24 protein-coding genes are annotated in these 26416 nt (G+C 72.0%); 7 read left to right on the top strand and 17 right to left on the bottom strand.

Features of this window, described 5'->3' with window-relative positions; genetic code table 11:
• Positions 1-161: 161 nt before the first annotated feature.
• On the bottom strand, positions 162-5234 hold the full coding sequence (locus AB5L52_RS12400; RefSeq protein WP_369363993.1) for an ATP-dependent helicase: 5073 nt from the start codon (positions 5232-5234) through the stop codon (positions 162-164).
• Positions 5235-5369: 135 nt separating this feature from the next.
• Positions 5370-6344, bottom strand: a complete 975-nt coding sequence (locus AB5L52_RS12395; protein WP_369363990.1) for a hypothetical protein — start codon at positions 6342-6344, stop codon at positions 5370-5372.
• Between the two features lie 80 nt (positions 6345-6424).
• Between AB5L52_RS12395 and AB5L52_RS12390 the strand changes: the two genes are divergently transcribed.
• Entirely contained in the window at positions 6425-6619 is a 195-nt protein-coding gene (locus tag AB5L52_RS12390; protein WP_351016309.1) for a DUF3046 domain-containing protein, read from the top strand.
• Between the two features lie 509 nt (positions 6620-7128).
• On the opposite strand, the gene AB5L52_RS12385 is transcribed toward AB5L52_RS12390, so the two are convergent.
• Positions 7129-7872 carry a hypothetical protein gene (locus AB5L52_RS12385; RefSeq protein ID WP_369363988.1) on the bottom strand — a complete coding sequence of 248 codons (744 nt, stop codon included), beginning with the start codon at positions 7870-7872 and terminating at the stop codon, positions 7129-7131.
• A gap of 150 nt (positions 7873-8022) precedes the next feature.
• Complete coding sequence (locus tag AB5L52_RS12380) at positions 8023-8940, bottom strand: aminoglycoside phosphotransferase family protein (RefSeq protein WP_369363986.1); 918 nt, start codon at positions 8938-8940, stop codon at positions 8023-8025.
• Between the two features lie 284 nt (positions 8941-9224).
• On the opposite strand from AB5L52_RS12380, the gene recA reads away from it, so the two are divergent.
• Both recA and recX read left to right on the top strand, forming a co-directional pair.
• Positions 9225-10352: a recombinase RecA gene (recA, locus tag AB5L52_RS12375; protein ID WP_351016300.1), complete on the top strand. Its 1128-nt coding sequence runs from the start codon at positions 9225-9227 to the stop codon at positions 10350-10352.
• A gap of 3 nt (positions 10353-10355) precedes the next feature.
• A complete protein-coding gene (recX, locus tag AB5L52_RS12370; RefSeq protein WP_369363984.1) occupies positions 10356-11255 on the top strand; it encodes a recombination regulator RecX in 900 nt (299 codons plus the stop codon).
• Positions 11256-11379: 124 nt separating this feature from the next.
• Here the strand turns inward: recX and AB5L52_RS12365 are convergent, their stop codons facing one another.
• The 8 genes from AB5L52_RS12365 to AB5L52_RS12330 form a co-directional block, all read right to left on the bottom strand.
• Complete coding sequence (locus AB5L52_RS12365; protein ID WP_369368858.1) at positions 11380-11760, bottom strand: rhodanese-like domain-containing protein; 381 nt, start codon at positions 11758-11760, stop codon at positions 11380-11382.
• A gap of 188 nt (positions 11761-11948) precedes the next feature.
• On the bottom strand, positions 11949-12482 hold the full coding sequence (locus tag AB5L52_RS12360; RefSeq protein WP_369363982.1) for a cysteine dioxygenase: 534 nt from the start codon (positions 12480-12482) through the stop codon (positions 11949-11951).
• 69 nt (positions 12483-12551) lie between these two features.
• Complete coding sequence (locus AB5L52_RS12355; protein WP_350958930.1) at positions 12552-12638, bottom strand: putative leader peptide; 87 nt, start codon at positions 12636-12638, stop codon at positions 12552-12554.
• Positions 12639-12715: 77 nt separating this feature from the next.
• Entirely contained in the window at positions 12716-14326 is a 1611-nt protein-coding gene (locus AB5L52_RS12350; RefSeq protein WP_369363980.1) for an FAD-dependent monooxygenase, read from the bottom strand.
• 200 nt (positions 14327-14526) lie between these two features.
• A complete protein-coding gene (locus tag AB5L52_RS12345) occupies positions 14527-15417 on the bottom strand; it encodes an amino acid ABC transporter permease (protein WP_351564123.1) in 891 nt (296 codons plus the stop codon).
• Positions 15414-16079 carry an amino acid ABC transporter permease gene (locus AB5L52_RS12340; protein WP_351016284.1) on the bottom strand — a complete coding sequence of 222 codons (666 nt, stop codon included), beginning with the start codon at positions 16077-16079 and terminating at the stop codon, positions 15414-15416. The genes AB5L52_RS12345 and AB5L52_RS12340 overlap by 4 nt, the downstream gene beginning before the upstream one ends.
• A 78-nt stretch (positions 16080-16157) precedes the next feature.
• Entirely contained in the window at positions 16158-16988 is an 831-nt protein-coding gene (locus AB5L52_RS12335; protein ID WP_369363978.1) for a glutamate ABC transporter substrate-binding protein, read from the bottom strand.
• A gap of 77 nt (positions 16989-17065) precedes the next feature.
• A complete protein-coding gene (locus AB5L52_RS12330; RefSeq protein WP_351016279.1) occupies positions 17066-17842 on the bottom strand; it encodes an amino acid ABC transporter ATP-binding protein in 777 nt (258 codons plus the stop codon).
• Positions 17843-18133: 291 nt separating this feature from the next.
• Here AB5L52_RS12330 and AB5L52_RS12325 point away from each other — a divergent pair, with 291 nt between their 5' ends.
• The gene (locus AB5L52_RS12325) at positions 18134-18820 is read left to right on the top strand and encodes a response regulator transcription factor (protein WP_369363976.1); all 687 of its coding nucleotides are present in this window, start codon (positions 18134-18136) and stop codon (positions 18818-18820) included.
• 9 nt (positions 18821-18829) lie between these two features.
• Positions 18830-20233 carry an ATP-binding protein gene (locus tag AB5L52_RS12320; RefSeq protein WP_369363974.1) on the top strand — a complete coding sequence of 468 codons (1404 nt, stop codon included), beginning with the start codon at positions 18830-18832 and terminating at the stop codon, positions 20231-20233.
• A gap of 160 nt (positions 20234-20393) precedes the next feature.
• On the opposite strand, the gene AB5L52_RS12315 is transcribed toward AB5L52_RS12320, so the two are convergent.
• Positions 20394-21392, bottom strand: a complete 999-nt coding sequence (locus AB5L52_RS12315; protein ID WP_351016270.1) for a TAXI family TRAP transporter solute-binding subunit — start codon at positions 21390-21392, stop codon at positions 20394-20396.
• Positions 21393-21498: 106 nt separating this feature from the next.
• Between AB5L52_RS12315 and AB5L52_RS12310 the strand changes: the two genes are divergently transcribed.
• Positions 21499-21930 (top strand): MazG nucleotide pyrophosphohydrolase domain-containing protein, encoded by a 432-nt coding sequence (locus tag AB5L52_RS12310; protein WP_351016268.1) that lies wholly within the window; start codon positions 21499-21501, stop codon positions 21928-21930.
• A gap of 146 nt (positions 21931-22076) precedes the next feature.
• Here the strand turns inward: AB5L52_RS12310 and AB5L52_RS12305 are convergent, their stop codons facing one another.
• The 3 genes from AB5L52_RS12305 to AB5L52_RS12295 all read right to left on the bottom strand — a co-directional run bounded on the left by AB5L52_RS12305 (position 22077) and on the right by AB5L52_RS12295 (position 24679).
• Positions 22077-23531 (bottom strand): hypothetical protein, encoded by a 1455-nt coding sequence (locus AB5L52_RS12305; protein ID WP_351016265.1) that lies wholly within the window; start codon positions 23529-23531, stop codon positions 22077-22079.
• A gap of 248 nt (positions 23532-23779) precedes the next feature.
• Positions 23780-24223: a MarR family winged helix-turn-helix transcriptional regulator gene (locus AB5L52_RS12300; RefSeq protein WP_369363971.1), complete on the bottom strand. Its 444-nt coding sequence runs from the start codon at positions 24221-24223 to the stop codon at positions 23780-23782.
• 96 nt (positions 24224-24319) lie between these two features.
• Positions 24320-24679 (bottom strand): DUF6204 family protein, encoded by a 360-nt coding sequence (locus AB5L52_RS12295; protein ID WP_351016259.1) that lies wholly within the window; start codon positions 24677-24679, stop codon positions 24320-24322.
• Between the two features lie 275 nt (positions 24680-24954).
• Between AB5L52_RS12295 and AB5L52_RS12290 the strand changes: the two genes are divergently transcribed.
• Positions 24955-25716 carry a PP2C family serine/threonine-protein phosphatase gene (locus AB5L52_RS12290; protein ID WP_351016257.1) on the top strand — a complete coding sequence of 254 codons (762 nt, stop codon included), beginning with the start codon at positions 24955-24957 and terminating at the stop codon, positions 25714-25716.
• An 18-nt stretch (positions 25717-25734) separates the two neighbouring features.
• Here AB5L52_RS12290 and AB5L52_RS12285 read toward each other — a convergent pair whose 3' ends face one another.
• Complete coding sequence (locus AB5L52_RS12285; RefSeq protein ID WP_369363968.1) at positions 25735-26391, bottom strand: protein-L-isoaspartate O-methyltransferase; 657 nt, start codon at positions 26389-26391, stop codon at positions 25735-25737.
• Positions 26392-26416 lie beyond the last annotated feature (25 nt).

Below are 26416 nucleotides of genomic sequence, written 5' to 3'. Positions count from 1 at the left end.
TCGGGGGGGGGGGGGCGCCCCGAAGGGGCGCGGGGCTGTGTTTGACATGCGGCTACCGCCGCGCGGGCGCGACCAGCCACCCGCGACCAGCCACGATGACGCCGCAGCCGCACGACGGCACAGCGCGGCAGTTTCAGCTGCGCGGTGCTCCTGGCCGTACGTCACGCTCTCAGGCGCAGGCCGCGTGGCGTGGCCACGAAACCCGCGGCTTCCAGAAGGGTGCCTATGGGCGAGGTCAGGGCCTGGGCGCCGTTGATCCGCTCGACGGTGACCGTGCCGAGGGAGCCCTCGCGGGCGGCCGCGGCCAGAGCCTCGGCGGCCGTACGGAGACGGGGGTCGTCCGGGGCCGCGGTGTCCGTGGTGACGGGCCAGGCCAGCAGGGTCTTGCCGCCGCGCTCCATGTACAGCGTCAGCTCCCCCTCCACCAGGACGACCAGCGAGCCCGCCTTGCGGCCCGGCTTGTGCCCGGCATCGGTCGGCGGCTCGGGCCAGGAGAGAGCCGCGCCGTAGGCGTTGGCGGGGTCGGCCGCGGCGAGGATCACGGCACGGGGGTCGGGCGCGGACGTGCCCGTACGAGCACTGCCGTACGCCCGGTGCGCCGGTGCGCCGTAGCCGCCGGTGCCGCCTCCTCGGGGGCCGCCGTAGCCGGGGGAGGCGAAGGGGTCGGCGAGGTCGCGGGGCGAGACATGGTCGCCGGGGGCGGGGAGGGGGTCCGCCGGGGGCCAGGTGAGGTCTCCGTCGAGACCGGGGTGCCCGAATCCGCCGTCGCCGCCGCCGGGGAGCGCGTGGTCGTGTGGTGAGGGGGTGTGCGGTGAGGGGACGTGCGGTGCGCTGTCGGACGTGCCGAGGCGGTCCGGGAAGGCAGGATCGGCGAAGCCGCTGGTGAAGGCTGTGTCGGCGAAGCCGTTCGGGAAGGCCGAGCTTGGGTAGCCGGCCGGGAAGCCCGAGGTGGGCAAGCCGTCCTGGCGGGCTGGGGCGGTCAGGGTCTCGCCGCGTTCGCGCGCGTTGGCCACTGCGCGGAGCCGGTCCACGGCACCGTCCATGGCGAACTGGGCCGCGCCCAGGCCCTCGACCACATAGCCGCGCCGCGCCTGACCGCTCTCCTCGAACGCGGACAGCACCCGGTACACCGCCGAGAAGCCGCCCTCGATCCCCTCCGCGGCGACCGCCCCGCGGGTGACCACGCCGTGCCGGTCCAGGAGGGTGCGGGCCAGGGCGTGGGCGCGCACGGTGGCGTCCGGTTCGGCCGTGGGCAGCAGTGACCAGCGGCCGGCGACGGTCGGCGGGCCCGTACGGGACGCGGTGCGCGCCGCCGCCGTCAGGGAGCCGTAGCGCCCGCGCGGGACGGCGCGCTTGGCGCGGTGAGCCGTGGCGCCCGCCGTACGACCGGATCCCAGGAGCGAGCGCATCGGGGCGAGGGTGTCGTTGGTGAGCCGGCCCGACCAGGCCAGGTCCCAGAGCGCGTCGGCCAGTTGGGGGTCGGTGGCGTCGGGGTGGGTGGTGGCACGGACCTGGTCGGCGATCTGGCGGAAGAACAGGCCGTAGCCGCCGGAGAGCGCGTCCAGGACGGACTGGTGGAGCGCGGTCAGCTCCAGGGGGTGGGGCGGCGGGAGCAACAGGGGAGCCGCGTCCGCCAGATAGAGGGAGACCCAGCCGTCCTTGCCGGGCAGGGCGCCCGCGCCCGCCCACACCACCTCGCCGGCGGCGGTCAGTTCGTCGAGCATCGACGGCGTGTAGTGCGCCACGCGGGACGGCAGGACCAGCTTCTCCAGCGCGGAGGCGGGCACGGAGGCGCCCTGCAACTGCTCGACGGCGCGCACCAGTCCGTCGATGCCGCGCAGCCCGTGCCCCTTGCCGATGTGCTGCCACTGGGGCAGGAACTGGGCGAGCGCGGCCGGTGGCACGGGCTCCAGCTCATGGCGCAGGGCCGCCAGGGAGCGGCGGCGCAGTCGGCGCAGTACCGCCGAGTCGCACCACTCCTGGCCGATGCCCGCCGGGTGGAACTCGCCCTGGACGACCCGGCCGCTCGCGGCCAGCCGTTGCAGGGCACCCTCGGTGACCGCCACGCCCAGGCCGAAGCGGGCGGCCGCCGTGGCCGAAGTGAACGGGCCGTGTGTACGGGCGTACCGGGCGAGGAGGTCGCCCAGGGGGTCCTTCACCGGCTCGGTGAAGGCCTCGGGCACGCCGACCGGCAGGGCCGTGCCGAGCGCGTCGCGCAGCCGGCCCGCGTCCTCGATCGCCGCCCAGTGGTCGGCTCCGGCGATGCGGACCTTGATGGCCCGGCGGGCCCCGGCCAGCTCGCGCGCCCACTGCGGATCCGCGCCCCGTGCGACCAACTCGGCGTCGGTCAGGGGGCCGAGCAGCCGGAGCACATCGGCCGCGCCCTCCACGTCCTTGACCTGGCGGTCCTCGGTGAGCCACTGCAGCTCGCGCTCCAGCTCGGTCAGCACCTCGGCGTCGAGCAGCTCGCGCAGCTCCGCCTGGCCCAGCAGCTCGGCCAGCAGCCGGGAGTCCAGGGACAGCGCCGCGGCACGGCGCTCGGCGAGCGGGGAGTCGCCCTCGTACAGGAACTGGGCCACATACCCGAAGAGGAGGGAGCGGGCGAATGGCGACGGCTCCGGGGTGGTGACCTCGACCAGGCGCACCTTGCGGGACTCGATGTCGCCCATCAGCTCGACGAGCCCGGGGACGTCGAAGACGTCCTGGAGGCATTCGCGGACCGCCTCCAGAACGATCGGGAACGAGCCGAACTCGCTCGCCACCTGAAGCAGTTGGGCCGCGCGCTGGCGCTGCTGCCACAGCGGGGTGCGCTTGCCGGGGTTGCGGCGCGGCAGCAGCAAGGCACGGGCTGCGCACTCGCGGAACCGGGAGGCGAACAGGGCGGAGCCGCCGACCTGGTCGGTGACGATCTGGTCGACCTCGCCCTTGTCGAAGGCGACGTCCGCGGCGCCGACGGGTGCCTGCTCGGCGTCGTACTCCGTGCCGGCCTTCATGGGAGCCTGGTCGAGCAGGTCCAGGCCCATCAGGTCGGCGTCGGGCAGGCGCAGCACGATGCCGTCGTCGGCGTGCATGACCTGCGTGTCCATGCCGTACCGCTCGGACAGCCGGGCGCCGAGCGCGAGCGCCCAGGGGGCGTGGACCTGAGCGCCGAAGGGGGAGTGGACGACGACCCGCCAGTCGCCCAGCTCGTCCCGGAAGCGCTCCACGACGATCGTGCGGTCGTCCGGGACGTGGCCGCAGGCCTCACGCTGCTCGTCCAGGTACGACAGCACGTTGTCCGCCGCCCAGGTGTCCAGGCCCGCCGCCAGCAGCCGCAGCCGGGCGTCGTCCTTGGGCAGTGAGCCGACCTCACGCAGGAACGCGCCCACCGCGCGGCCCAGTTCGAGCGGTCGGCCCAGCTGGTCGCCCTTCCAGAAGGGCAGTCGGCCCGGCACGCCCGGCGCGGGGGAGACCAGGACGCGGTCGCGGGTGATGTCCTCGATGCGCCAGGAACTCGTGCCCAGCGTGAAGACGTCGCCCACCCGGGACTCGTAGACCATCTCCTCGTCCAGCTCGCCGACCCGGCCGCCGCCCTTCTTGGGGTCGGAACCGGCGAGGAAGACCCCGAACAGGCCCCGGTCCGGGATCGTGCCACCGGAGGTGACGGCGAGGCGCTGGGCGCCCGGCCGGCCGGTGATCTCCCCGGTCACGCGGTCCCACACCACACGCGGGCGCAGCTCCGCGAACGCGTCGGACGGGTAGCGGCCCGCGAGCATGTCGAGGGTCGCCGTGAACGCCGACTCGGGCAGCGAGGCGAAGGGTGCCGCGCGACGGACCGCGGCCAGCAGGTCGTCGAACTGCCAGGTGTCCAGCGCCGTCATGGCGACCAGCTGCTGCGCGAGCACGTCCAGCGGGTTCGCGGGCACCCTCAGGGACTCGATCGAGCCCGTGCGCATCCGCTCGGTGACCACGGCCGCCTGGACCAGGTCGCCCCGGTACTTGGGGAAGACCACGCCGGTGGAGACGGCGCCCACCTGGTGTCCCGCACGGCCTACGCGCTGGAGCCCGGAGGCGACGGACGGCGGGGACTCGACCTGCACGACCAGGTCGACGGCGCCCATGTCGATGCCCAGCTCCAGGCTGGACGTGGCGACCACGGCGGGCAGCCGGCCGGCCTTCAGGTCCTCCTCGACCAAGGCGCGCTGCTCCTTGGAGACCGAGCCGTGGTGCGCGCGGGCGATCACCGCGGGCGCGCCCTGGGCGGCGCCCGAGCCGCCCATCAGCTGGGCCGGGGAGTGATGCTCCTCCAGCGTCTCGCCGGTGGCCCGCTCGTACGCGATCTCGTTGAGCCGGTTGCACAGGCGCTCCGCGAGGCGCCGGGAGTTGGCGAACACGATCGTGGAGCGGTGGGACTGGACCAGGTCGGCGATCCGCTCCTCCACATGCGGCCAGATCGACGGCTTCTCACCGCCCTCCGCGGCGTCGGCCGCCGGGGAGCCGCCCAGCTCGCCCATGTCCTCGACGGGCACGACCACGGACAGGTCGAACTCCTTGCCGGACTCCGGCTGGACGATCTCCACCTTGCGGCGCGGCGAGAGATACCGGGCCACCTCGTCCACCGGGCGGACGGTGGCCGACAGGCCGATCCGGCGAGCCGGCTTCGGCAGCAGCTCGTCGAGCCGCTCCAGGGAGAGCGCGAGATGGGCGCCGCGCTTGGTGCCCGCGACCGCGTGCACCTCGTCCAGGATCACCGTGTCCACGCCTGTGAGCGCGTCGCGCGTGGCCGAGGTCAGCATCAGGAACAGCGACTCGGGGGTGGTGATCAGGATGTCCGGCGGGCGGGTGGACAGGGCACGCCGCTCGGCCGCCGGGGTGTCGCCGGAGCGGATGCCGACCCGGACCTCGGGCTCGGGCAGGCCCAGGCGCACGGACTCCTGGCGGATGCCGGTCAGCGGGCTGCGCAGATTCCGCTCGACGTCGACCGCGAGGGCCTTCAGCGGCGACACGTACAGCACCCGGCAGCGCTTCCTCGGGTCGGCCGGGGGCGGGGCCGAGGCGAGCTGGTCCAGGGCGGCGAGGAACGCGGCCAGCGTCTTGCCCGAGCCGGTCGGGGCCACCACCAGCACGTCCGAGCCCGCGCCGATGGCCTGCCACGCGCCGGCCTGGGCCGCGGTGGGCGCGGAGAACGCCCCCGTGAACCAGCCGCGGGTCGCGGGTGAGAAGCCGTCGAGGGCTCGGTGTGCGGAGCTGACCATGCGTCCATCCTGCACCCGCCCACTGACAATCGCGCTGACCTGGGAAAACGCCGTGGAGCGGGGAGCAGGGAGCGGGGGGCGGGTGGCGGCGGGACGTGGGGCGGGGAGTCGCCGCAGAACGCGGCGCAGGCCGGCTCAGCCCACGAAGCGGCCGTAGGCCCGGAGGGTCCGCAGCGCCTCGATCGTCACCAGGGCGCGCGCTTCCAGTGCGGGGGCCGGGGCCCACTCGCGCCGGGCGTACCACCCAGGCTTCAGGCAGTGCGGGAGGACGGGCCAGCCGCCGTCGTCCTGTTGCTCGGCGGCCAGGTGGTCCAGGGAGCGGGCCATCTCGTCGTCCGTGAACCACGCGCGCGCGAGTGACTCCGGACTTCTGGCGAAGTCGTGCGGGAAGTGGTGCTCGCCCGGGGCATGGCCGGAGGCGACCGGACCGGCGTCGAGCCGGCCCGGGTCCAGGACCACGAGCCGTTGCTCCCGCACCATGCGGCCGAGCCGGTCCGCCGCGGCCTCCGCACGCGAGCGGTCGGGAGCGGAGTCCAGGAAGGCCACGGCGGCCTCCACCTCGTACGGATGGGACTTGTCCAGGGACTCCACCGCCTGCCAGCAGAAGTCGGTGGCCCGGAACAGCCAGGCGTGCCACACCTCGTTGCGGTGCAGCAGCCCGATCACCGGTCCGGTGGCGAGCAGCTCGCTGGGCGGGTCGTCGACGACCGGGACGAACGGTGCCGTCGGATACCCGCGCTGGCTCGGACGGACCGCCGGCAGGGCGCCGTCCGCGGCAGAGACCGACGTCAGATAGCGGCACACCCGCTCGGCCCGCTGCCCGCCGCAGCGCCCGATGGCGTCCAGGACGCGCAGCGCGTGCGCGGTGTGCAGGGGCTGGCTCACCGGGCCGCGCAGATCGGGCTCCAGCCCGTGCCCGTACCCGCCGTCTTCGTTGCGGTAGGCGTCCAGCGCCGCTTCCACCGCGTCCGGGGTGCCGTGCAGGAAGTGGTACGCGAAGAGGCGCTGCTCCAGCACGCGCGCGGTGAGCCACACGAACTGCTCGGCGCGGAAGAGCGGAGAGCGCGCCGGGGGCGTGGAGGGGAGTGGGGGAACTCCGGTTTCGGACATGCGTCAGACCGTAGGACGGAAAGCGGTCTCGGCAAGGGCTCCCGGCCGGGGCCCACCCCCAGGGGCGGGATACTGGAGTCATGCGGTTGACGGTCTTCTGGCAGCGGATGGCGGAACACTTCGGTTCGGGGTACGCCGACACCTTCGCGCGCGATCACGTCATGACGGAACTGGGCGGACGCACGGTGCACGAGGCGCTGGACGCCGGCTGGGACGCGAAGGACGTGTGGCGCGTGGTCTGCACGGTCATGGAGGTGCCGGGCGAGCGCCGCTGACGCGTCGAGCGCCGTGGTGCCGAGGCGTTCTGGGACTGGGGTGCCGAGACGCTGACGCACCTGCCCGATACGCCCTGATCACCCGTGAGGAGGCCCGCCCCAGGGCGCCGGTCGGTCACGAAGATCGCAGGTGGGCACCGGTTGTCGGTGGCGTCGGTGACACTTGGCGCGTGGCACGCACTGACGAGGACAACGAGCCGTTGACCCGGAATGCGGCAGCTACCGGCACGACACCGTCCGACCGGCCCCAGGCCTCCGACACCGTCGTTCCGGGCGGTCGCATGCCGCGCAGGCTGCCGCGCGCCGTGGGCCGAGCGCCCCGGGGTGCTTGCACGCATACGCAGGCTGCGGGCGCCGCAGCCCGAGCTGGAGCCGGAGGAGTCGTCGTAGGCGGGTGCTGGTCAGGCCGGAGGAGCGTGGGCGTGTGGCGGTCGGCTCAGAAGGGTGCCGGTCAGGTTCAGAGGGCGCGGCAGGCCGGTGCCGTCTCGGTCCTGGGCTGACTGCCTTCTTCAGTACGTCAGCACCGCCCACACCCCCGTGCTCGCGACGGCCGCCGCGTAACAGCCGACGGCTGTGGCCACGATCCGTCGGCGGGTCCGTTCGCTCCAGGGCGAGCGGGACAGCAGCCAGGCCAGTGCGGGCAGGACGAGCACGGCGTGCAGACTCACGCCGTGCAGGGGCTTGAGCGGGGCCGTCGAGTGATAGGCGGCCTCCTGGTGGCCGGTCCGCGTCAGCACCACCCCGCGCGCGATCATCGCCGCCCCGGAGGCCAGCGCCACCAGCAGGAACGCGAACCCGGAGCGGATCGCGAGCGGCATGCCGACCGGACCTGCCGGCCGGTGTCGGAAGGACGCGACGGCGAAGAACGTGAGCAGGGCGACCAGGACACCGCCGCCCACCGCGAGCGTCATGGACACCGCCGTGTCGAAGGGGGTCTCCATGTTCAGGTGCGAGGGCACCCGGCGCCACGCCTGGAGGGTGATCCCGCCGACCTCCACCGCGCAGTCGGCGGCGAAGACGAGCAGCAGGACCGAACGCAGCCGCGGGCCGGTGCGCAAATACGAGGTGACCCAGGTGATCGCGATCAGGGTCAGCCCGAAGGAGAGCCCGAAGGTGATGGGCTTGCGCCAGGAGACGGGGCCGTACCAGGAGCCGCCGTCGACCGCGAACACCACCACGTGTACGAGACCGGACAGGACGAGAAAGAGCCCCGTCGCATGACAGAGGCGGTCGACGACGCGCGGATTCTCCATGGGCCAAGGCTCCCGGGAGCGGCCGCCGCGGTCGTCGTCCGGCCGAAGGCATCCGCCGTACGCCAACGGAAGTAGCGGTGCCGAGTGGTGGAGAACGGCGCCTTGTGACAGCGAAGCTCAAGGGTTTGCCCTGGAAGGCTGAGAGTGTGGTCAGCGGCGGGCCGTTGCGAGGAGACGTCGTAGCGCGGCCCGGGCGGGTGGCCCCCAGGTGGGCTTGCCGCCCGGGCGGCCGTGGACGCCGGCCTCTCCGATGAGGAGGCCGCTGAGGGCGCGCAGCAGCGCCCAGCCGCGGGCGCGGCGCAGGGTCGCGGGGTCCGGGGCGGGCCGGTAGGCGGCGTGGAAGCGGTCGGCGGCGCCGTCCGGCAGGAGTACCCAGGCGGCGGCGAGGTCGCAGGCCGGATCGCCGGTGCAGAGGTCACCGAAATCGATCACGCCGCAGAAGGTGCCGTCGTCGGTGAGGACGTTGGCCGGATGCAGGTCGCCGTGGAGCCACAGGGCCGGACCCGACCACGCAGGCGCGGCGGCAGCGTCCTCCCAGACCGCGTGGACGGCTTCCGCGTCGGGGACCAGCCCCTGCTCGGTGGCCGAGGCGAGTTGCCGGGTGAACTGTTCGGTGCAGCCGGCCAGCGGCCCTCCGCGGCCATGGCCGGCCGGTGCCTCGTCGGGGGCGGGTTTGTGAAGGGCCGTCAGGAAGTCGGCCAGGGCGTCGGCCGCCTTCGCGCCCCTCGTGGCGGGGGCACGGTCGGCGGGCGAACCCGGTAGCCACGTGGTGACGATCCAGGGGCGCGGAAACCGCTCGGAGGGCTCGCCGAGGCGCTGTGGGACGGGGACCGGCAGGGGGAGGCCCGGGGCGAGGCCGGGCAGCCAGGCGTACTCCTTGCGCAGCAGCGCGTCCGCGGACCGTGTCGCCCAGGGCAGCCGGACGGCCAGGTCGTCACCGAGCCGCCACAGCTGGTTGTCCCAGCCGCGCGCGCCGAGCCGCACCGGGCGATCGGCCAGATCCGGGTGCTGGTCGCGCAGCAGATCCCGGACGAACTCCGCGGTGATCTCGGTCTCGGTGTGGGTCATGCCGAGCGACGATAGGCGTGCGGCGGCCGGCCCGGGCCGCTTTCCGGCCCGCCGGCGCCGCCGGACCCCGGCTTCCGGCGGCGGGTGGTGCGCTTGACACGAAAATCGAACATCTATTCTCATGGAGATTCAGGCAAGGCTTTCGGCGGTGGGGTTCGTCCTGTTTCGCGGGAGGAAGTCCCTCGGTTATCCACAGGCTCGGCCTGCGTCGGGGCGCATTGTCAGTGGCAGGGGTTAGCGTCTTTGACGTGAAGCGATCGACTCAAGCAAACCGGGTGGAACCCATGGCAGGAACCGACCGCGAGAAGGCGCTCGACGCCGCGCTCGCGCAGATTGAACGGCAATTCGGCAAGGGCGCGGTCATGCGCATGGGCGAGCGGTCGAAGGAGCCCATCGAGGTCATCCCGACCGGGTCGACCGCACTCGACGTCGCGCTCGGCGTCGGTGGTCTGCCGCGCGGCCGTGTCGTGGAGATCTACGGCCCGGAATCGTCCGGTAAGACGACCCTGACCCTGCACGCGGTGGCGAACGCGCAGAAGGCCGGCGGCCAGGTCGCCTTCGTGGACGCGGAGCACGCCCTCGACCCCGAGTACGCGCGCAAGCTCGGCGTCGACATCGACAACCTGATCCTCTCCCAGCCGGACAACGGCGAGCAGGCGCTGGAGATCGTGGACATGCTGGTCCGCTCCGGTGCCCTCGACCTCATCGTCATCGACTCCGTCGCCGCGCTCGTCCCGCGCGCGGAGATCGAGGGCGAGATGGGCGACAGCCACGTGGGTCTGCAGGCCCGGCTGATGAGCCAGGCCCTGCGGAAGATCACCAGCGCGCTCAACCAGTCCAAGACCACCGCGATCTTCATCAACCAGCTCCGCGAGAAGATCGGCGTGATGTTCGGCTCCCCGGAGACCACGACCGGTGGCCGGGCACTGAAGTTCTACGCCTCGGTGCGCATCGACATCCGCCGCATCGAGACCCTGAAGGACGGCACGGAGGCGGTCGGCAACCGCACCCGCTGCAAGGTCGTCAAGAACAAGGTCGCCCCGCCCTTCAAGCAGGCCGAGTTCGACATCCTCTACGGCCAGGGCATCAGCCGCGAGGGCGGTCTGATCGACATGGGCGTGGAGCACGGCTTCGTCCGCAAGGCCGGCGCCTGGTACACGTACGAGGGCGACCAGCTCGGCCAGGGCAAGGAGAACGCGCGCAACTTCCTGAAGGACAACCCCGACCTGGCCAACGAGATCGAGAAGAAGATCAAGGAGAAGCTGGGCGTCGGTGTCCGGCCGGAGGAGCCCGCCGCCGAGCCCGGCGCGGACGCCGCGGTCACCACCACGGCCGGCGACGACGCCAAGACGGTGCCCGCCCCGGCAGCCGCCAAGGCCACCAAGCCCAAGGCCGCCACAGCCAAGAGCTGACCCGTGACACGACGAACCGACTGGGCCGAGCACGAGTACGCCACCCCCGGTGCCCCACGGGGGAGGGGCACCGGGGGCTACCCGGACTCCGCTCCGGGCGGTGACGACGGCTTCGAGGGGTACGACGGGCGCGACGGGCACGACGACTACCGCGGAACCGGGGGAGACGACGGAGCTGGGCCGGGCGGCGGTAAGGGCGATCCGGGCGGCATGGGCGAAGGGCCGTACGGGGGTGGCTCGCCCAGCCGTGGCTCAGGCCGCGGTGCAGGTCGTCGCTCCGGCGATGGCGGCGGCGCACGGGGCGGACAGGGGCGTGGCCGGCGGCGGCGCGGCTTCGGGGACGCGCCCGGTGAGGACGAAGGCCCCCCTTCCTCGTCGAGGGCCGAGCGGGGGGAGTCTTCAGGGGACCCGGCTGAGCGGGCACGGGCGATCTGCCTGCGCCTGCTCACCGGGACCCCACGCACCCGCAAGCAACTCGCGGACGCCCTGCGCAAGCGGGAGATCCCCGAAGAGGTCGCCGAGGAAGTGCTGTCGCGGTTCGAGGAGGTCGGGCTGATCGACGACAGCGCGTTCGCGGATGCGTGGGTGGAGTCCCGGCACCATGGCCGGGGACTCGCACGCCGGGCGCTCGCCCAGGAGTTGCGCACCAAGGGCGTCGACTCGACGCTGATCGACGAGGCCGTCTCCCAACTCGACTCCGAGCAGGAGGAGGCGACGGCCCGCGAGCTCGTGGCCCGCAAGCTGCGCGCCACCCGTGGCCTCGACCGCGACAAGCGGCTCCGCCGCCTCGCCGGGATGCTCGCCCGCAAGGGCTACCCCGAGGGCATGGCGCTCCGCGTCGTACGCCAGGCCCTGGAGGAAGAGGGCGAGGGCACGGAGTTCCTTGGCGAAGGGGACTTCTGAGAAGAGGGGGAGGGGGAGGGGTGGGGGACTTCTGAGTTCTCGGGGCGAGGGTGCTCGCGCCTACCGGACCGAGCGTGTCAGGGAGTCCGCCCCTGGTCAGGCACGCAGGGGCGACCCGCGCCGCTCAGGGCCGCGCCGGCGCCACCGGCAGCCCCTCAGCCCGCCACGCCTGGAAGCCGCCCACCAGGTCCGTCGCCCGGTGCAGGCCCAGTTGGTGGAGGGAGGCGGCGGCGAGGCTGGAGGCGTAGCCCTCGTTGCAGAACACCACGACGCGCAGGTCGTGGCCGGTTGCCTCCGGGACGCGGTGGCTGCCCTGGGGGTCGAGACGCCACTCCAGTTCGTTGCGTTCGATGACGAGGGCGCCGGGGATCACTCCGTCCCGCTCGCGCAGGGCCGCGTACCGGATGTCCACCAGCAACGCCCCACCGGTCCGCGCCGTCTCGTGCGCCTCCCGTGCCTCGACGCGCCGATACCCCGCGCGCACCCGCTCCAGCAACTCGTCTATACCGACGGGCCGTTCGGGCCGTTCAGCCCCGCCTGCTGCCTTCCCCGCGCCGCTTGCCGTCGCCACGGCGCTGTCCGCCAGTGTCTCCTCCACGCCCCTTGCCGTCACTGCAGCACCGTCCGCCGGTGTCTGCGCCGTGCCGTTCGCCGTCACCAAAGCCCCGCCCCCCGGTGTCTCCTTCGCCCCGCTCACTGCCAGTCCTCCGGGCGTTCGACCTGTTCGAGGCGGAGGACATGGCCGGTGCGGCTGTAGCGGCGAATGCGGGGCAGGGGCGGGTAGTAGGCGTGCACGGAGATCGCGTGCTCGTCGCGGGAGTCGTTGAGGACTTCGTGGACGTGGTGACGGCCGAAAGCACGGCCCTCGCCGGCGGGCAGCAGGCGATCGCGGTCCACGTCCTCGGTGAGTTCCAGGGTCTTCCAGCCGTCGGTCGGCAGCCGGGCGGCCAGTGAGTGTTCCCTGAGCGCGCCGGAGGCCGTGAGGAACGCGCCGACCGAGTCGGCGTGGTCGTGCCAGCCGGTGCCGGTGCCGGGCGGCCAGCCGATCAGCCAGGCCTCGCTGCCCCCCGGTCCCTTGAGCCGTACCCAGGTGCGGCCCTCCGGGTCGAGTGGCAGGGAGGCGATCAGCTCGGTGTCGGCGGCCGTACGCCGTACGAAAGAGAGGAGGTCCGCCTGGGTGGGCGCCGAGCCGACGGCAGGGGAAACGGGAGCAGGGGAGACAGACACGTACACCGTCCTGAAGAGTGTTCGCGGAACGGGCGTATGACGGCGCCCGGAAGGAAGAGGGATGCGAATTCAGCAGGACGGGTGACACACGCAGCCCGCGTAGCGGACGAGGTCCATGTGGACCCTCCGCCACAGGCGCACGCAGGTGTCGGTCATGGTCCGGAGTACAACATGTGCGTGCACTTCGGTCAACTCACTGTCACCATGTGGACAGAGGGTGACAGGCCGTCGGGTCAGCGTGCGCCGGAGGCCGCCTGTGCCTCCTCCTTCTCCTTCGCCGGGCCGCCCACCGTGGCCTCCGCCGCCGCGTAGAGCTCGGCCGGCCGGACCCCGTTCAGCGTGGTGACCAGATGGCCGTCGGGGCGCACGAGCAGCACGCTGTGCGCCGGCGCACCCGGGTAGCTCTCGGCGACCAGCAGTTCGGCGGGGTACGGCAGCGCCGTCACGGCCGCCGCGAGCCGGGGCATGATCCCGGCGGACATCCAGTGCTTGCGGTCCCACACGCCCGTGCCCGGCGCGATCAGTACGACGAGCAGGGCGCCACGGCCGAACCGGTCGCGCAGTCGTACGAAGGAACCATCCTCCGCGGTGACCCGTACATCGGTGACCAGCGCGCCGCGCGGGGTGTCGACCGGGATCTCGCCCTCCAGCTGCCGGGGCGTCAGCGGGGAGTCGGCGTACACCCCCGGCGCACCCAGCGGCCCGCGCCCCAAGTGACCGTCCGTGAGGAGCGCGTCGTGCCCCCGCGCCTTGCCCGGGACGATCTGGCGCAGCCCGCCGGCGCCGCGCAGCACCGGCAGCACCTGGTCGGCGGCGCGCAGCCGCGCGGTGATCACCGCGCGCCGCTCGGCCTGGTAGCTGTCCAGCAGGGCTTCGTGCGGGCCGTGGTGCCAGGCCGCGGCCAGCTTCCAGGCGAGGTTGTCGACGTCCCGGAGGCCCTCGTCCAGCCCTTGGGCGCCGAGCGCGCCGAGCAGATGGGCCGCGTCCCCGGCGAGGAAGACCCGGCCGGCGCGCCACCGGCGGGCCAAGCGGTGGTGCACCATGTGGACACCGGTGTCGAGCAGCTCGTACGCCGGTGTGGAGCTGTCCGTCCAGCCCGCGAGGGTCTCGCGGATCCGGGCCACCAGCGTCTCGGGCGTGACCAGGTCCTTGCCCGGTGGCAGCAGCCAGTCCAGGCGCCACACGCCGTCCGGGAGGGGGCGGGCGGTCACCTCCCCGGCCGAGGGCCCGGACTGCCGCCACGGCGGCATCCGATGGAGCAACGTCCGGCCCTCCCACGGAAGTTCCGTGCGCAGCGCGGCGACCGCGTACCGCTCCACCGCCGTACGGCCCGGGAAGCGGATGTCCTGGAGTTTGCGCACGGTGGAGCGCGGTCCGTCGCAGCCGATCAGGTAGCTGCCGCGCCACCAGGTGCCGCTTTCGCCGCGGGTGTGCGCGGTGATGCCGGAACGCTCCTGCTCGATCGAGTCCAGGCGGCTGTCCACGGCCGTCTTCACCAGTGGCTCGTCGGCGAGGGCCGCGCGCAGGGCGCCGGTGAGGACGTGCTGGGCGATGTGCAGCGGGGCGGCGGGATCCGACGTGTCGAAGGTGATCTCGCTCAGCACCTGCTTGCGTCGCAGGGATCGCCATCCGGTCCAGCGCACACCGTGCCCGGTGAGCGGTGTCCCGGTCAGCCGCTCCAGCAGGGCAGCCGTGTCCTGCCGCAGCACTACGGTGCGTGCCGGGCGGGGTTCGTCCTTGCCGGGGCCCTCGTCCAGGACGACGGTCGGCACCTGCTGGCGGGCCAGCGCCAGGGCGAGCGTGAGCCCGACGGGCCCCGCTCCGACGATGATCACCGGGTCCATGACGCGGCGCCCCCTGCCCGTGACGATGCCCTGACGGAGACAAGTGAACAGGAAGGGGGAGCGGGGTGCACGATCACACAACGTATGCAACCCATTGGCAGAGTTTGCGTCAAGTGACCAAGGGCAGTGGCGATCACACCACTGCCCTTGGGTCGCGCATTCGGGTTCGCACCGTCGTGCGATTCGGGTTTGAGGGAGAGTCAGGCCGTGGTTCCGGTGGCAGCCGTACCCGCGATATTCGCCTCGTTCTGGGCGCCGAGCACCGCGCCGGTCGACTTCTTGCCGCGCCGCAGCCGGCCCTCCAGCCAGCTCGCGAACGAGGTCAGGGAGAAGTTGATGATCACGTAGATGACGGCCACCACCGTCAGCGAGGCGATCATGTTGCCGTAGTAGCCGGCCATCGTGTTGGCCGAGGCCATCAGTTCGGGGAAGGTGAGGACCGCGCCGCCGAGGGCGGTGTCCTTCACGATGACCACCAACTGGCTGACGATGGCCGGGAGCATGGCGGTGACCGACTGCGGCAGCAGGACGAGCCGCATCATCTGCCCCTTGCGCAGGCCGATCGCCAGGGCCGCCTCGGACTGTCCCTTCGGCAGGGTGAGGATGCCCGCGCGGACGATCTCCGCGAGCACCGACGCGTTGTACAGCACCAGGCCGGTGACGACCGCGTAGAACGGCCGGTCGTCCGAACTGACGTCGGTGTACTGGGCGAAGAGGGCGAGCCCGAAGATCATCAGGACCAGGACGGGGATCGCGCGGAAGAACTCGATCACGATCGTGGCCGGGACGCGTACCCACAGGTGGTCCGAGAGCCGGGCTATACCGAGGACGGCGCCGAGCGGAAGCGCGATGACCATCGCCAGGGCCGCCGCTTCCAGGGTCTTCTGCAGACCGGGCCAGATGTACGTCGTGTACGCCTCGGTGCCGCCGAAGAAGGGCTTCCACAGTGCCCAGGCCAGCTGTCCCTTGTCGTCGAACGCCTTGTACACCCACCATGCGACGGCCCCGAGGGCGATCAGGAAGACCGCCGTGTACAGGACGTTGCGCCGCTTGGCGCGCGGTCCCTGGACGTCGTACAGGACCGAGCTCATCGCTTCACCGCCACCTTCTTGCCCACCCAGCCGAGGATCAGACCGGTCGGCAGGGTCAGGCAGACGAACCCGAAGGCGATGACCGCGGAGATCGCCAGCAGCTGCGCCTCGTTCTCGATCATCTTCTTCATCAGGAAGGCTGCCTCCGCCACGCCGATCGCGGCCGCCACCGTCGTGTTCTTCGTCAGCGCGATCAGTACGTTGGCCAGCGGAGCGACGGCCGCGCGGAGGGCCTGAGGCAGTACGACCAGGCCCAGCACCTGGGGGAAATTCAGTCCGATGGCCCGCGCCGCCTCCGCCTGGCCGACCGGCACCGTGTTGATGCCGGCCCGGATCGCCTCGCACACGAAGGCCGAGGTGTAGACGATCAGACCGAGCACGGCCAGCCGGAAGTTGATCGTGTCGAAGTCTTTTGCACCGAGGTTGATGCTCAGATTCTGGTTCAGGCCGAGGGAGGAGAAGAGGATGATCACCGTGAGGGGGATGTTCCGCACGATGTTCACGTAGGCGGTGCCGAAACCGCGCATCAGCGGTACCGGGCCCACCCGCATGGCGGCCAGCAGAGTGCCCCAGACCAGGGAGCCCACGGCCGACAGCAGCGTGAGCTGCACCGTCGTCCAGAAGGCGCCCAGCACGTCGTACTTGTCAAGAAAGTCGAACACGATCTCCCGCGCTTCCGCGTGTAGGGATGCCCCGGTGCGCCGCCGTGTTCAGAGGCGGCGCACCGGCGGGGCGTTGCCTCAGCTCTTGATGTCGCCGATCTTCGGGGCGGCCTCGTTCTTGTAGTCGGCCGGACCGAAGTTCTTCTTCACGGCCGTCTCCCACGAGCCGTCGGAGACCATCTCCTCAAGGGCCTTGTTGATCTTGGCCTTGAGGTCGCTGCCCTTCTTGACGCCGATGCCGTAGTTCTCGTTGGTCATCTTGAAGCCGCCCAGCTTGAACTTGCCCTTGAACTGGGCCTGGGAGGCGTAGCCCGCGAGGATGGAGTCGTCCGTGGTGAGGGCGTCGATGGCGCCGCTCTGCAGACCCCCCAGACAGGCGGAGTAGGTCGGGTACGTCTGGAGGTTCGCCTGGGGAGCCAGCTTGTCGTGGAGGTTCTGCGCCGAGGTCGAGCCGGCCACCGAGCAGAGCTTCTTGCCGTTCAGATCCGCCGGAGACTTGATCTTCGTGTCGTCCGCGCGCAGCAGCACGTCCTGGTGGGCCAGCAGATACGGGCCCGCGAAGTCGACCTTCGCCTGACGCTTCGGCGTGATCGAGTACGTGGCTGTGATGAAGTCGACGTCACCGCGCTGCAGCATGGTCTCGCGGTCGGCGCTCTTCGACTCCTTCCACTCGATCTGGTCGGCGCTGTAACCGAGCTTCTTGGCGACATAGGTGGCCACGTCCACGTCGAAGCCCGCGTAGCCCTGCGGGGTCTTCTGGCCGAGGCCCGGCTGATCGAACTTGATACCGATGGTGATCTTCTTGCCACCGGAGGAGCCGCTGTCGTTCTTCTTGCCGCTGCACGCGGTGACCGACACGGCGAGGGCGAGGGCGACGGCCGAGACGGCGGTGACCTTGCGGAGCTTCATGCTGAACGTCCTTATGAATGGAGAGGAACGAGGTCCGTTGGAAAAGCCGACCCATGCTGGGGCGGCCGCTCGTACCGTCAGTGGTGCAGGATCTTGGACAGGAAGTCCTTGGCCCGGTCGCTGCGCGGGTTGCTGAAGAACTGGTCGGGCGCGGCCTGTTCGACGATCCGGCCGTCGGCCATGAAGACCACCCGGTTCGCGGCCGAACGCGCGAAGCCCATCTCGTGGGTGACGACGACCATCGTCATGCCCTCGCGGGCGAGCTGCTGCATGACCTCGAGGACCTCGTTGATCATCTCGGGGTCGAGGGCGGAGGTCGGCTCGTCGAAGAGCATGACCTTCGGGTCCATCGCCAGCGCCCGCGCGATGGCGACGCGCTGCTGCTGGCCGCCGGAGAGCTGGGCGGGGTACTTGTCCGCCTGGGTGCCCACGCCGACCCGGTCGAGCAGCGACCGGGCCTTCTCCTCGGCCTGCTTCTTGTCCGCCTTGCGGACCTTGAGCTGGCCCAGCATCACGTTCTCGAGCACGGTCTTGTGCGCGAAGAGGTTGAAGGACTGGAAGACCATCCCGACGTCCGCCCGCAGCCGGGCCAGCTCCTTGCCCTCCTGGGGCAGCGGCTTTCCGTCGATCGTGATGGCGCCCGAGTCGATCGTCTCCAGGCGGTTGATGGTGCGGCACAGGGTCGACTTTCCGGACCCGGAGGGCCCGATGACCACGACGACCTCGCCGCGGGCGATCGTCAGGTCGATGTCCTGGAGCACATGCAACGCGCCGAAGTGCTTGTTGACGCTCTTCAGGACGACCAGATCGTCGGACGTGGCCCCGCCTTCCTTGGCCACCGCTACATTGGTCATCGCTCTCAGGCTCCGTCCTCCTCGGTTTCGGAGGACAGTAGTGAGCGGCTGTGACCTGCGTCATCACATCTGAGGGAGATCTGAGCATCACGATCCGATAGCAATCGGACACGTGTCGTAGTACCTGCCGCCCGCGTGCGTATCGGCCGGATAACGGAAACGCCGGGCAACCGGAACCCTCTTGACGCCGTCCTTATCCATCAGCGTGACTGCCAGGGTGCACGCGCGCGTGCGGGCTACCTGACGCACGAGAACCTAGACCGTACGACCGCTGAACCGGAGGGGGCCGGGATGAGACTGCTGCTCGTCGAGGACGACAACCACGTCGCCGCGGCCCTGTCCGCCGTACTCGCGCGGCACGGTTTCGACGTCACCCACGCGCGCAGCGGCGAGGAGGCCCTCCAGGCCCTCGTGCCCGAGGGCAACGGTTTCGGCGTGGTCCTGCTCGACCTCGGCCTGCCCGACCAGGACGGCTACGAGGTGTGCGGCAAGATACGCAAACGCACCAGCACGCCGGTGATCATGGTCACCGCCCGCTCCGATGTCCGCTCCCGTATCCACGGGCTCAACCTCGGCGCCGACGACTACGTGGTGAAGCCGTACGACACCGGGGAACTGCTCGCCCGTATCCACGCCGTCAGCCGGCGCAGCGTCCACGAGGACGCGGGGGCCGGTACCGAGAGCTCCCTGCTGCTCGGCCCGATGCGGATAGAACTGCCCACCCGGCAGGTCACCGTAGACGGTTCGACCATCCAACTGACCCGCAAGGAGTTCGACCTGCTCGCCCTGCTCGCGCAGCGCCCCGGTGTGGTCTTCCGGCGGGAACAGATCATCAGCGAGGTCTGGCGCACCAGTTGGGAGGGGACCGGCCGCACCCTGGAGGTGCACGTCGCCTCCCTGCGGGCCAAACTGCGCATGCCCGCGCTGATCGAGACCGTACGCGGCGTCGGCTACCGCCTCGTCGCCCCGGCCGCCTAGCGGGGACGGGTGCGCGCACGTCTGCTGCCGCTGCTCATCGTCCTGATGGCGGCCGTACTCCTCGCCCTCGGGCTTCCGCTCGCCGTCAGCCTGGCCGCCGCCCAGCAGCAGAAGGTCGTCGTCGACCGCATCGACGACACGGCCCGCTTCGCGGCGCTCGCCCAGTTCGTCACGAGCGGGCCCAGCGGCTCCCGCCGCACGAGCACCGACGAACGCCTGGAGGCTCTGCGCAGCGAACTGGACAGCTACTACGGCGTCTACGGCATCCGCGCGGGCGTCTTCTACCGCAACAGCTCGGCGATGGCCAACTCCCCCGGCGACTGGTTCGTACCGCAGACGGGGGAGGTGCGGGACGCCTTCGACGAGGCCCTGCTCAGCCGGCGCAGCCACGACCCGAAACAGGTGTGGCCCTGGCAGCGCAGCCGGCTCATCGTCGCCTCCCCGGTGATCCGGGACGGGGACGTCGTGGCGGTCGTGGTCACCGACTCGCCCACCGGGCAGATGCGTTCGCGGACCCTGCGCGGCTGGCTGCTGATCGGGGCCGGAGAGATCGCGGCGATGCTGCTGGCCGTCGGCGCCGCGCTGCGGCTGACCGGCTGGGTGCTCAGGCCGGTGCGGGTCCTGGACGCCACCACGCACGACATCGCCACCGGACGCCTGAAGTCCCGGGTCGCGGCCGCCGGCGGGCCGCCGGAACTCAGACGGCTGGCCCGGTCGTTCAACGAGATGGCGGACAACGTCGAGGACGTGCTGGAGCAGCAGCGCGCCTTCGTCGCCGACGCCTCGCACCAACTGCGCAACCCGCTCTCGGCGCTGCTGCTGCGCATCGAACTGCTCGCCCTCGAACTCCCCGAGGGCAACGAGGAGATCGCCTCGGTCCGCACCGAGGGCAAGCGCCTCGCGCAGGTCCTGGACGACCTGCTCGACCTGGCGCTGGCCGAGCACGCCGCGGCGGACCTGAGCCTGACCGACATCGGCGCGCTCGCGGGGGAGCGGGTCGCCGCCTGGTCACCGGCCGCCGACGCGAAGGGCGTCCGGCTGACCGGGGACTGTCCGCCCACGACCGCCTGGGCGGACCCGATCACCCTGTCCAGCGCCCTGGACGCGGTGATCGACAACGCAGTGAAGTTCACCCCCGAGGGCGGCACGGTGGAGGTCACCGTCGCCGCCGACGGCGACACCTCCTCGGTCGTCGTCACCGACACCGGACCCGGCCTCACCGACGAGGAACTCGCGCGCGTGGGCGACCGCTTCTGGCGCAGCGGCCGCCACCAGAACATCAAGGGCTCCGGCCTCGGCCTGTCCATCACGCGCGCGTTGCTCGCGGCGGGCGGCGGGCGCATCGACTACAGCCACCACGAGCCGCGTGGCTTGCGGGTGACGGTGACGGTGCCTCGGCAGGGGGAGCACTGACCGGGCGGGCGCGCGGGCACACCGGGCATCCCGGGCACACCGGGCACTGGTCACCGTCCATCGGTAGCCGGTAGCCGGTAGCCGGTAGCCGGTAGCCGGTAGCCGGTAGCCGGTAGCCGGTAACGGCTCGGCCCGGGTCGACAGGCTCTCGTCCGCCCCGCTACGGCTTCATCGAGCGGTAGTAGCGGCGGGCGCCCTCTTGGAGGGGGAGGGGGTCGGTGTAGATGGCGGTGCGCAGGTCGACCAGTTGGGCGGAGTGGACGTGGGCGCCGATGCCGTCGCGGCTCTTGATGACCGTGCGGGTGACCCATTCGGTCAGCCGGGGGTCCATGTCCGTGCGGGTCATCAGAAGGTTGGACACGGCGATCGTCGGCACCTGGCTGCCCAGCTGTACGGTCGGGTAGGCCGACTCGGGGATGTTGGTGGCGCGGTAGTAGCGCGCCTCCTGGCCCTCGTTGTGCAGCTTGGTGACGAGGTCGCCCTCGATCGGCACGAACTTGAAGCCGGCCTTCTTCGCCAGCGCCGCCAGTCCCTTGGTGGGCAGACCGCCCGACCAGAAGAAGGCGTCGATCTTGTGCTGCGCCAGCCGGTCGGGCCCGGTGTCGATTCCGTCCGCGGCCGCGGCGATGTCCTTGCGCGGGTCGATACCGGAGGCCTTGAGGACCCGCTCGGCGATCAGCCGCACCCCGGAGTTGGGCAGCCCGGTCGCCACCCGCTTGTGCCGCAGGTCCGCGATGCTTCGGATGTCCGAGTCGCCGCGTACGACGAGATGCACATAGTCGTCGTAGAGCCGGGCCACTCCGCGCAGCCGCTCGGCACCGCTGCCGTGCGCCAGTTCGTACGCCTCCACCGCGTCGGCCGCGGCGATGGTGAAGTCGGCCTTGCCGGTCGCCACCCGCTGCACGTTCTCCTGCGAACCGGCGCTGTTGAGCAGCTTCACCTTCAGGTCGGGCATGTCCTTGGCGAACTCGGCGCGCAGCCGCTCGCCGTACTCCTGGTACACCCCTCGGGGCGTGCCCGTGCTGAAGACGATCGTCCCGCTCGGCGGTTTCTCGCCCAGCGGCAGCAGCCACCACAGCAGGAGCCCGAGCACCACGGCACCGGCGGCCGCGGCCGACAGCGCCCGGCGTCTGCCGATCCGGGGGAACGTCTTGGACATGCGGCGATCCTGCCAGGCCGGGTGCGGCGCTGACCAGGGTAGGGGTCACTCCGGGACGGGGAAGCGGGCCGCGGGCGCTGTCAGTGGTCGCCGTTAGAGTCGACGCATGAGCACTTCACCCGCCGACCTCGTCCGAGAGTTCCACCGCGCCTTCGGACTCGACGCCCGCAGTACGCCGACGGAGGTGGCCCCCGAACTGGCCGCGCACCGTGGGGAACTGCTCGCCGAGGAGGCCGCGGAGGTCGCCGAGGTCGCGGTCGACGGCCCGCTGGACAAGCTCGCGCACGAACTGGCGGACGTGGTCTACGTCGCGTACGGCACGGCGCTGGTCCACGGCATCGACCTCGATCAGGTGATCGCCGAGATCCACCGGGCCAACATGAGCAAGCTCGGCCCGGACGGGCAGGTCGCCCGCCGGGCCGACGGCAAGGTCCTCAAGGGAGAGCACTACCGCGCCCCGGACGTGTCGTCCGTGCTGCGCGGCCAGGGCTGGATACCGGCGTCGGCGCAGCGCGCTGCTTCGGAGCCGAGCGCCTAGGTGCGCTGCCTTGGTGCCTTGGTGCCTCCGTGCCGAGAGCCTGGCCGCGGTGCCTCGGAGCCGGGTGGCTGACGGCAGTGTCTCGGAGGCGGGTGCCTGGCCGCGGCGCCCGGGAGCCGTGCGCCCGGCCGGTCTGCCTGTCATGCCTACAAGGTGCCGCCCGCCAGCTTCCACTCCCGGTTCAGGGTGCCCAGGGGGATGCTCCGCTGGACGATCGGGGTGCCGAAGACGGACAGTTGGAGCCGCAGGGCCCCGGACAGGTCGACCCCGCCGTACACGCCCCAGGCGGCCCCGGTCTTCGCCTCGGCGGCATTGGTCTTCGCCCCGCTGTCGGCAGTGGAGGCGGTGACCGTGCCCGCGGCCTCGCCGCGGAGATACGGAGCCAGGTCGGCGGCGACGCCCACGGTGCCGTAGAGGCCGACCGAGGCCTCGGCGCCGAGCGCCGTCTTCAGGTTCCCGGCGGTGGTGACGGAGGCGTGCACGGGGGTGCTCGTCATGTGCGCGGAGCTGACCGGCGTCCAGCCATGCGCCAGCCCGAAGGTGCCGCCCGCCTTGAAGTCGCCCTTGAGGTGCTGCTCCACGTCGACGGTGACCCGCCCGTCGCCGCTGATCTGGACGTATGCGGTCAGGTCGAGGTTGACGACGACGGGGACGGGGCCGACCTGCAGGACGGGGTCGGCGTGCAGCTTGGCGAACGGGATCCGCAGTGGGGTGCCGGTGGCCGCGGCGGCCCGGCCCTCGACCGCCCAGCCGGAGGTCCAGTCACCGGACACGCCGAGGTAGGCGGAGCCGGGCGGTGCGTCGGTACCGGTGCCGCCGTAGGCGAAGTCGACCCGCGGGGCGACCTGGACGAAGCCGTGCACCGAGGCCGAGGCCGGGGCGCCCTGGGCGGTCGGGATGCCGGCGCTCACATCGAGCCGCAGGCTGCCGAGCGGCACCGTCGCCCCCTTCGGGCCGACGTGCACGTCACCGGACTTCGCCCAGGACACCTTCACATCGGGCAGCAGCTTGTCGACGGCGAAGGACGAGGGGTCGACCGGCACGGCGCCCTTCGCGCTGTCGTCGCCGAGCAGCGCGTTGAGCGTGGCGGGTTCCGTCTGCACCTCGGTGCCGCCGTCCCGCTCGCCGATGACCTTGGTGACCTTGGCCAGCAGTCCGTGCGGTGCGCCGGGCGCGGGCGTGCTGGCGATCACATCGCCGACGGCGGTCCGGTGCGGGGCACCGGTGGGGGAGGGGGAAGAGGAGGGAGAGGCGGTCGGGGAGCTGGGTGAACTCCCTTGACGGGCAGCCTTGTCGGAGAGGACGGCCCGCCGGGTGTGGCTGTCGTACGCGCTGACGGCGAGCGCCGTCCGGTGTGCCCGCTGCCCGGAACCGGCCGGTCCCGCCGTGGCGGTCGCGGCGGTGGCGGGAGCGGCGGCTACGGCGAGCGAGTGGTCCGTGCCGTCGGCGGGCCGGCCGGTGACCTCGACCTGCCGGCCGTGTCCGGTGCTCGCCGACGGTTCGGCGTGCGATGCGGGCGAGGAGCAGGCCGCGGCGAGGAAGAGGGAGGTCACGGCGAGGGCGGGCAGCAGGGCACGTCTGTGCCGCACGCGTCTGTGCATGGTCGGTCCCGGGTGAAGTGGGGGGTGGCAGTGAGGCACCGGGCGAACGGGCTACTTGGAGGTAATACCGGCCGGTAACTCGATGTGATCCATGAGCATGCCACGCCCCTGTGCATGGTTCCCTCACAAACCGGCCACATCTCAACGTGAGCTGCGCCACGGCGAGTTCAGGTCGGCGGGCGGCTGAAACCGCCCGTGCGGGACGGGGGTTGAGAGCTGGAGGGAGCGGAGTCGATGCGCGCCGAGGTTCAGCGGCCGGCCAGGCCGGTGCCGCCGAGGCGGGTCAGCAGGGTCGACAGCAGGCCGGTGTCCTCGGCATTCCATGACGGTGCGGCGAAGATCTCGGCGGCGGTCTCCTCGGCCGTGGCGCGCATCTCCGCCAGCAGTCGCCGGCCGGTCGTGGTCAGCGACGCGTAGGCCACGCGCGCGTCCCGGGCATCCGCCTCGCGGGTCACCAGCCCGATCCGCTCCAGCGGAGCCAGCCCGCGGGTGACCCCGGACGCCGTCAGGCCCAGCGCCTCGGCGAGGTCCACCCGGCGCATCCGGCCGCCGGGCGCCTCGTCCAGCCGGAGCAGCAGGGTGAAGTCGGCGAGGCTCACGCCGTGCAGGCCGCTCAGCCGGGAGTCGAAGCGGCGCACGAGCGCGGCCTGGGCCCGTACCAGGCGCAGCGCCGCGTCCAGGGTGTCACTCATCGCCGCCGCTCACCTCCCGCCCACGGTGCGTACCCCACGTCACTCATTGCTCTCTCCTTGAGTGCTCAAGTTTATGACCTGCGGGAACATGCCGCTTCATACGCCGTTGGAACGTGCCGCGCGTCGCTGCCGCTTGCCCATCGGCGCCTGGGAGAGGTCCTCGGCGGTGGAGCGGAGGTTGGTGAAGCCGTAGCCGTGCTCGGTGAGCCAGGCCTGCGCCGCGGTCTCGGCCCGTTCGGTCGCCTCCAGGATGTCCGCCTCTTCCTCCCCGGTGTCGGCGAAGCGGAAGACGAAGGCCGGCCGGGCGGCGATGTCGTAGGTGAGGGTGCCCTCGGGCGTGAACGCGGCGCGCAGCACGTCGTGTTCGGCGGCCTCGGCCAGCAGTGTGGCCCGCTGAGCGTCGGTGAGGCCGGCGAAGGCGCCGCGGACGGTGATCCGGAAAGTGCGAGTACTCATTGCGCGACCATAGGCACAGCGGACCCGGCGGCTCCACCGGGTTTCGGTGTCCGGTTTCCGCGGGCGGGCGCCGGCGGGCGCGGGCGGGGATCCGGCGGTTGTACCGGATGTGGACTGCGTGCGGCGGTGGAAAGGGGGCGGTTGTCGGCAATGGACACCACCGGCGGGCGCCTACGCTTGAGCCATGACCAGCGGCAGCGACCGGTGCTCCACCGTGGATCTGCGCCGCTAGCCGACCGACTGCTCGGGTCCGTGCGGGAAGGCGGTGGCGTTCCATGCGGTACGTGGCGGTGAGTGCGCTGAGCCATCCCGGGCTGCTCCGCGAACGGAACGAGGACAGTCTCGTGGTCGGGCCGTGGACGCTGTGCGCCACGGTGACGGAGAGTCCGCAGACCCTGGTCTTTCCGCTCGGCACGCCGCTGGTCGTCGCCGTCGCCGACGGGCTCGGTGGGCATCCCGGCGGGGACGTGGCCAGCGCCCTGGTGGCCCGCCGGATCGCATCCCTCGGACCCGCCTTGAACAGCGAGGACGCCGTGCGGGACGCCTTGAGCGTCTGTAATCGGGCGGTGTACGAGGCCGCCGGCGGCGACGAGGGCGGTGAGCTGGCGGCCATGGGGACGACGGTCGCCGGCATCGTCGTACACCCCGACTCCCTGCTGGTGTTCAACGTGGGCGACAGCCGGGTCTTCGCGGATTCCCCGGACGGGCTGCGCCAGGTGAGCGTCGACGACAGTCCGCCGCTCGAACCCGGGCAGCGCACCACGTCCATCGTCACCCAGTGCCTGGGCGGCAGCCGCTCGTACCGCGCCGTCCGCGCCCATGTGTCGGCCGAGCCCCTGTCCTCCGGCGGCCGTTATCTGATCTGCACCGACGGCCTGACCGATCCGGTGCCGCAGGATCTGCTCGACGAGGTGATGCGGGAGCACGACGACGGCCGGGCGGCCTTCGAGCTGTGGAAGGCGGCCATCGCGGCGGGCGGTCCCGACAACATCACGCTGGCGGTCGTACGCGTCGCGGACGCGGAAGCGGAAGCATAGGAACGGCACCCCTCCCCGTCACACCGTCTCGTCCGGCGGGAAGCCGTATCGCCCCTGCAGCCGGACGAAGCAGGCCGGAGTCAGCACCCGCAGCCGCACCAGCCCCGACGCGGTGCGCTCGAAGCACACCACCTGTTCACTCCCGCCCGGCCCGATCGGCTGGACCAGGCGGCCGCCCGGCCTCACCTGGGCGGCCAGCGGCGCCGGCACCTCCGGGAACGCGGCCGACACGAGAACGGCGTCGTACGGGGCACGGTCCGGCACGCCCCCGCTGCCGTCGCCGACCCGGAGCTCCACGTTCCGCACGTCCTGACGTGCGAGGTTCCCGCGTGCCTGGCGGGCGATGTCCGGCCGTATCTCGATGCTGACCACGTCCGCGGCCAGCCGGGCGAGCAGCGCGGTCTGGAAGCCGAGACCCGTCCCGACCTCCAGGACATGCTCGGATCCGGCCAGCCTCAAGCCCTCGATCATCAGGGCGGACAGCGAAGGCTGCGTGGTGACCTGCCCCTGCCCGATCGCGACGGCGACGTCCCGGTAGGCGAAGGACACCTGACCGGCGGGGACGAAGTCCGCCCGGGGCGTCGTCCGCACGGCTTCGAGCAGGCGTTCGTCCCTGATCCCGGCGACGGCGAGGGCCCGCACGAGATCGTCCGGCTTGCCAGGCACGGCGTTCATGGGCACGGCGTTCACGGGTACGGCG

Origin of the sequence: Streptomyces sp. CG4 (assembly GCF_041080655.1) — a bacterium.
GTDB lineage: Bacteria > Actinomycetota > Actinomycetes > Streptomycetales > Streptomycetaceae > Streptomyces.
Note: the sequence above shows the minus strand (reverse complement) of the source record. Positions and strands in the feature narration are given on the sequence as shown.

What these genes read in the sequence shown, in the direction of transcription:
- AB5L52_RS12400 (WP_369363993.1), bottom strand. Translation starts at nt 5,234, where the DNA reads ATGGTCAGCTCCGCACACCGAGCCCTCGACGGCTTCTCACCCGCGACC.
- AB5L52_RS12395 (WP_369363990.1), bottom strand. Translation starts at nt 6,344, where the DNA reads ATGTCCGAAACCGGAGTTCCCCCACTCCCCTCCACGCCCCCGGCGCGC.
- AB5L52_RS12390 (WP_351016309.1), top strand. Translation starts at nt 6,425, where the DNA reads ATGCGGTTGACGGTCTTCTGGCAGCGGATGGCGGAACACTTCGGTTCG.
- AB5L52_RS12385 (WP_369363988.1), bottom strand. Translation starts at nt 7,872, where the DNA reads ATGGAGAATCCGCGCGTCGTCGACCGCCTCTGTCATGCGACGGGGCTC.
- AB5L52_RS12380 (WP_369363986.1), bottom strand. Translation starts at nt 8,940, where the DNA reads ATGACCCACACCGAGACCGAGATCACCGCGGAGTTCGTCCGGGATCTG.
- recA (WP_351016300.1), top strand. Translation starts at nt 9,225, where the DNA reads ATGGCAGGAACCGACCGCGAGAAGGCGCTCGACGCCGCGCTCGCGCAG.
- AB5L52_RS12355 (WP_350958930.1), bottom strand. Translation starts at nt 12,638, where the DNA reads ATGACCGACACCTGCGTGCGCCTGTGGCGGAGGGTCCACATGGACCTC.
- AB5L52_RS12350 (WP_369363980.1), bottom strand. Translation starts at nt 14,326, where the DNA reads ATGGACCCGGTGATCATCGTCGGAGCGGGGCCCGTCGGGCTCACGCTC.
- AB5L52_RS12345 (WP_351564123.1), bottom strand. Translation starts at nt 15,417, where the DNA reads ATGAGCTCGGTCCTGTACGACGTCCAGGGACCGCGCGCCAAGCGGCGC.
- AB5L52_RS12335 (WP_369363978.1), bottom strand. Translation starts at nt 16,988, where the DNA reads ATGAAGCTCCGCAAGGTCACCGCCGTCTCGGCCGTCGCCCTCGCCCTC.
- AB5L52_RS12330 (WP_351016279.1), bottom strand. Translation starts at nt 17,842, where the DNA reads ATGACCAATGTAGCGGTGGCCAAGGAAGGCGGGGCCACGTCCGACGAT.
- AB5L52_RS12325 (WP_369363976.1), top strand. Translation starts at nt 18,134, where the DNA reads ATGAGACTGCTGCTCGTCGAGGACGACAACCACGTCGCCGCGGCCCTG.
- AB5L52_RS12315 (WP_351016270.1), bottom strand. Translation starts at nt 21,392, where the DNA reads ATGTCCAAGACGTTCCCCCGGATCGGCAGACGCCGGGCGCTGTCGGCC.
- AB5L52_RS12310 (WP_351016268.1), top strand. Translation starts at nt 21,499, where the DNA reads ATGAGCACTTCACCCGCCGACCTCGTCCGAGAGTTCCACCGCGCCTTC.
- AB5L52_RS12305 (WP_351016265.1), bottom strand. Translation starts at nt 23,531, where the DNA reads ATGCACAGACGCGTGCGGCACAGACGTGCCCTGCTGCCCGCCCTCGCC.
- AB5L52_RS12300 (WP_369363971.1), bottom strand. Translation starts at nt 24,223, where the DNA reads ATGAGTGACACCCTGGACGCGGCGCTGCGCCTGGTACGGGCCCAGGCC.
- AB5L52_RS12295 (WP_351016259.1), bottom strand. Translation starts at nt 24,679, where the DNA reads ATGAGTACTCGCACTTTCCGGATCACCGTCCGCGGCGCCTTCGCCGGC.
- AB5L52_RS12290 (WP_351016257.1), top strand. Translation starts at nt 24,955, where the DNA reads ATGCGGTACGTGGCGGTGAGTGCGCTGAGCCATCCCGGGCTGCTCCGC.
- AB5L52_RS12285 (WP_369363968.1), bottom strand. Translation starts at nt 26,391, where the DNA reads ATGAACGCCGTGCCTGGCAAGCCGGACGATCTCGTGCGGGCCCTCGCC.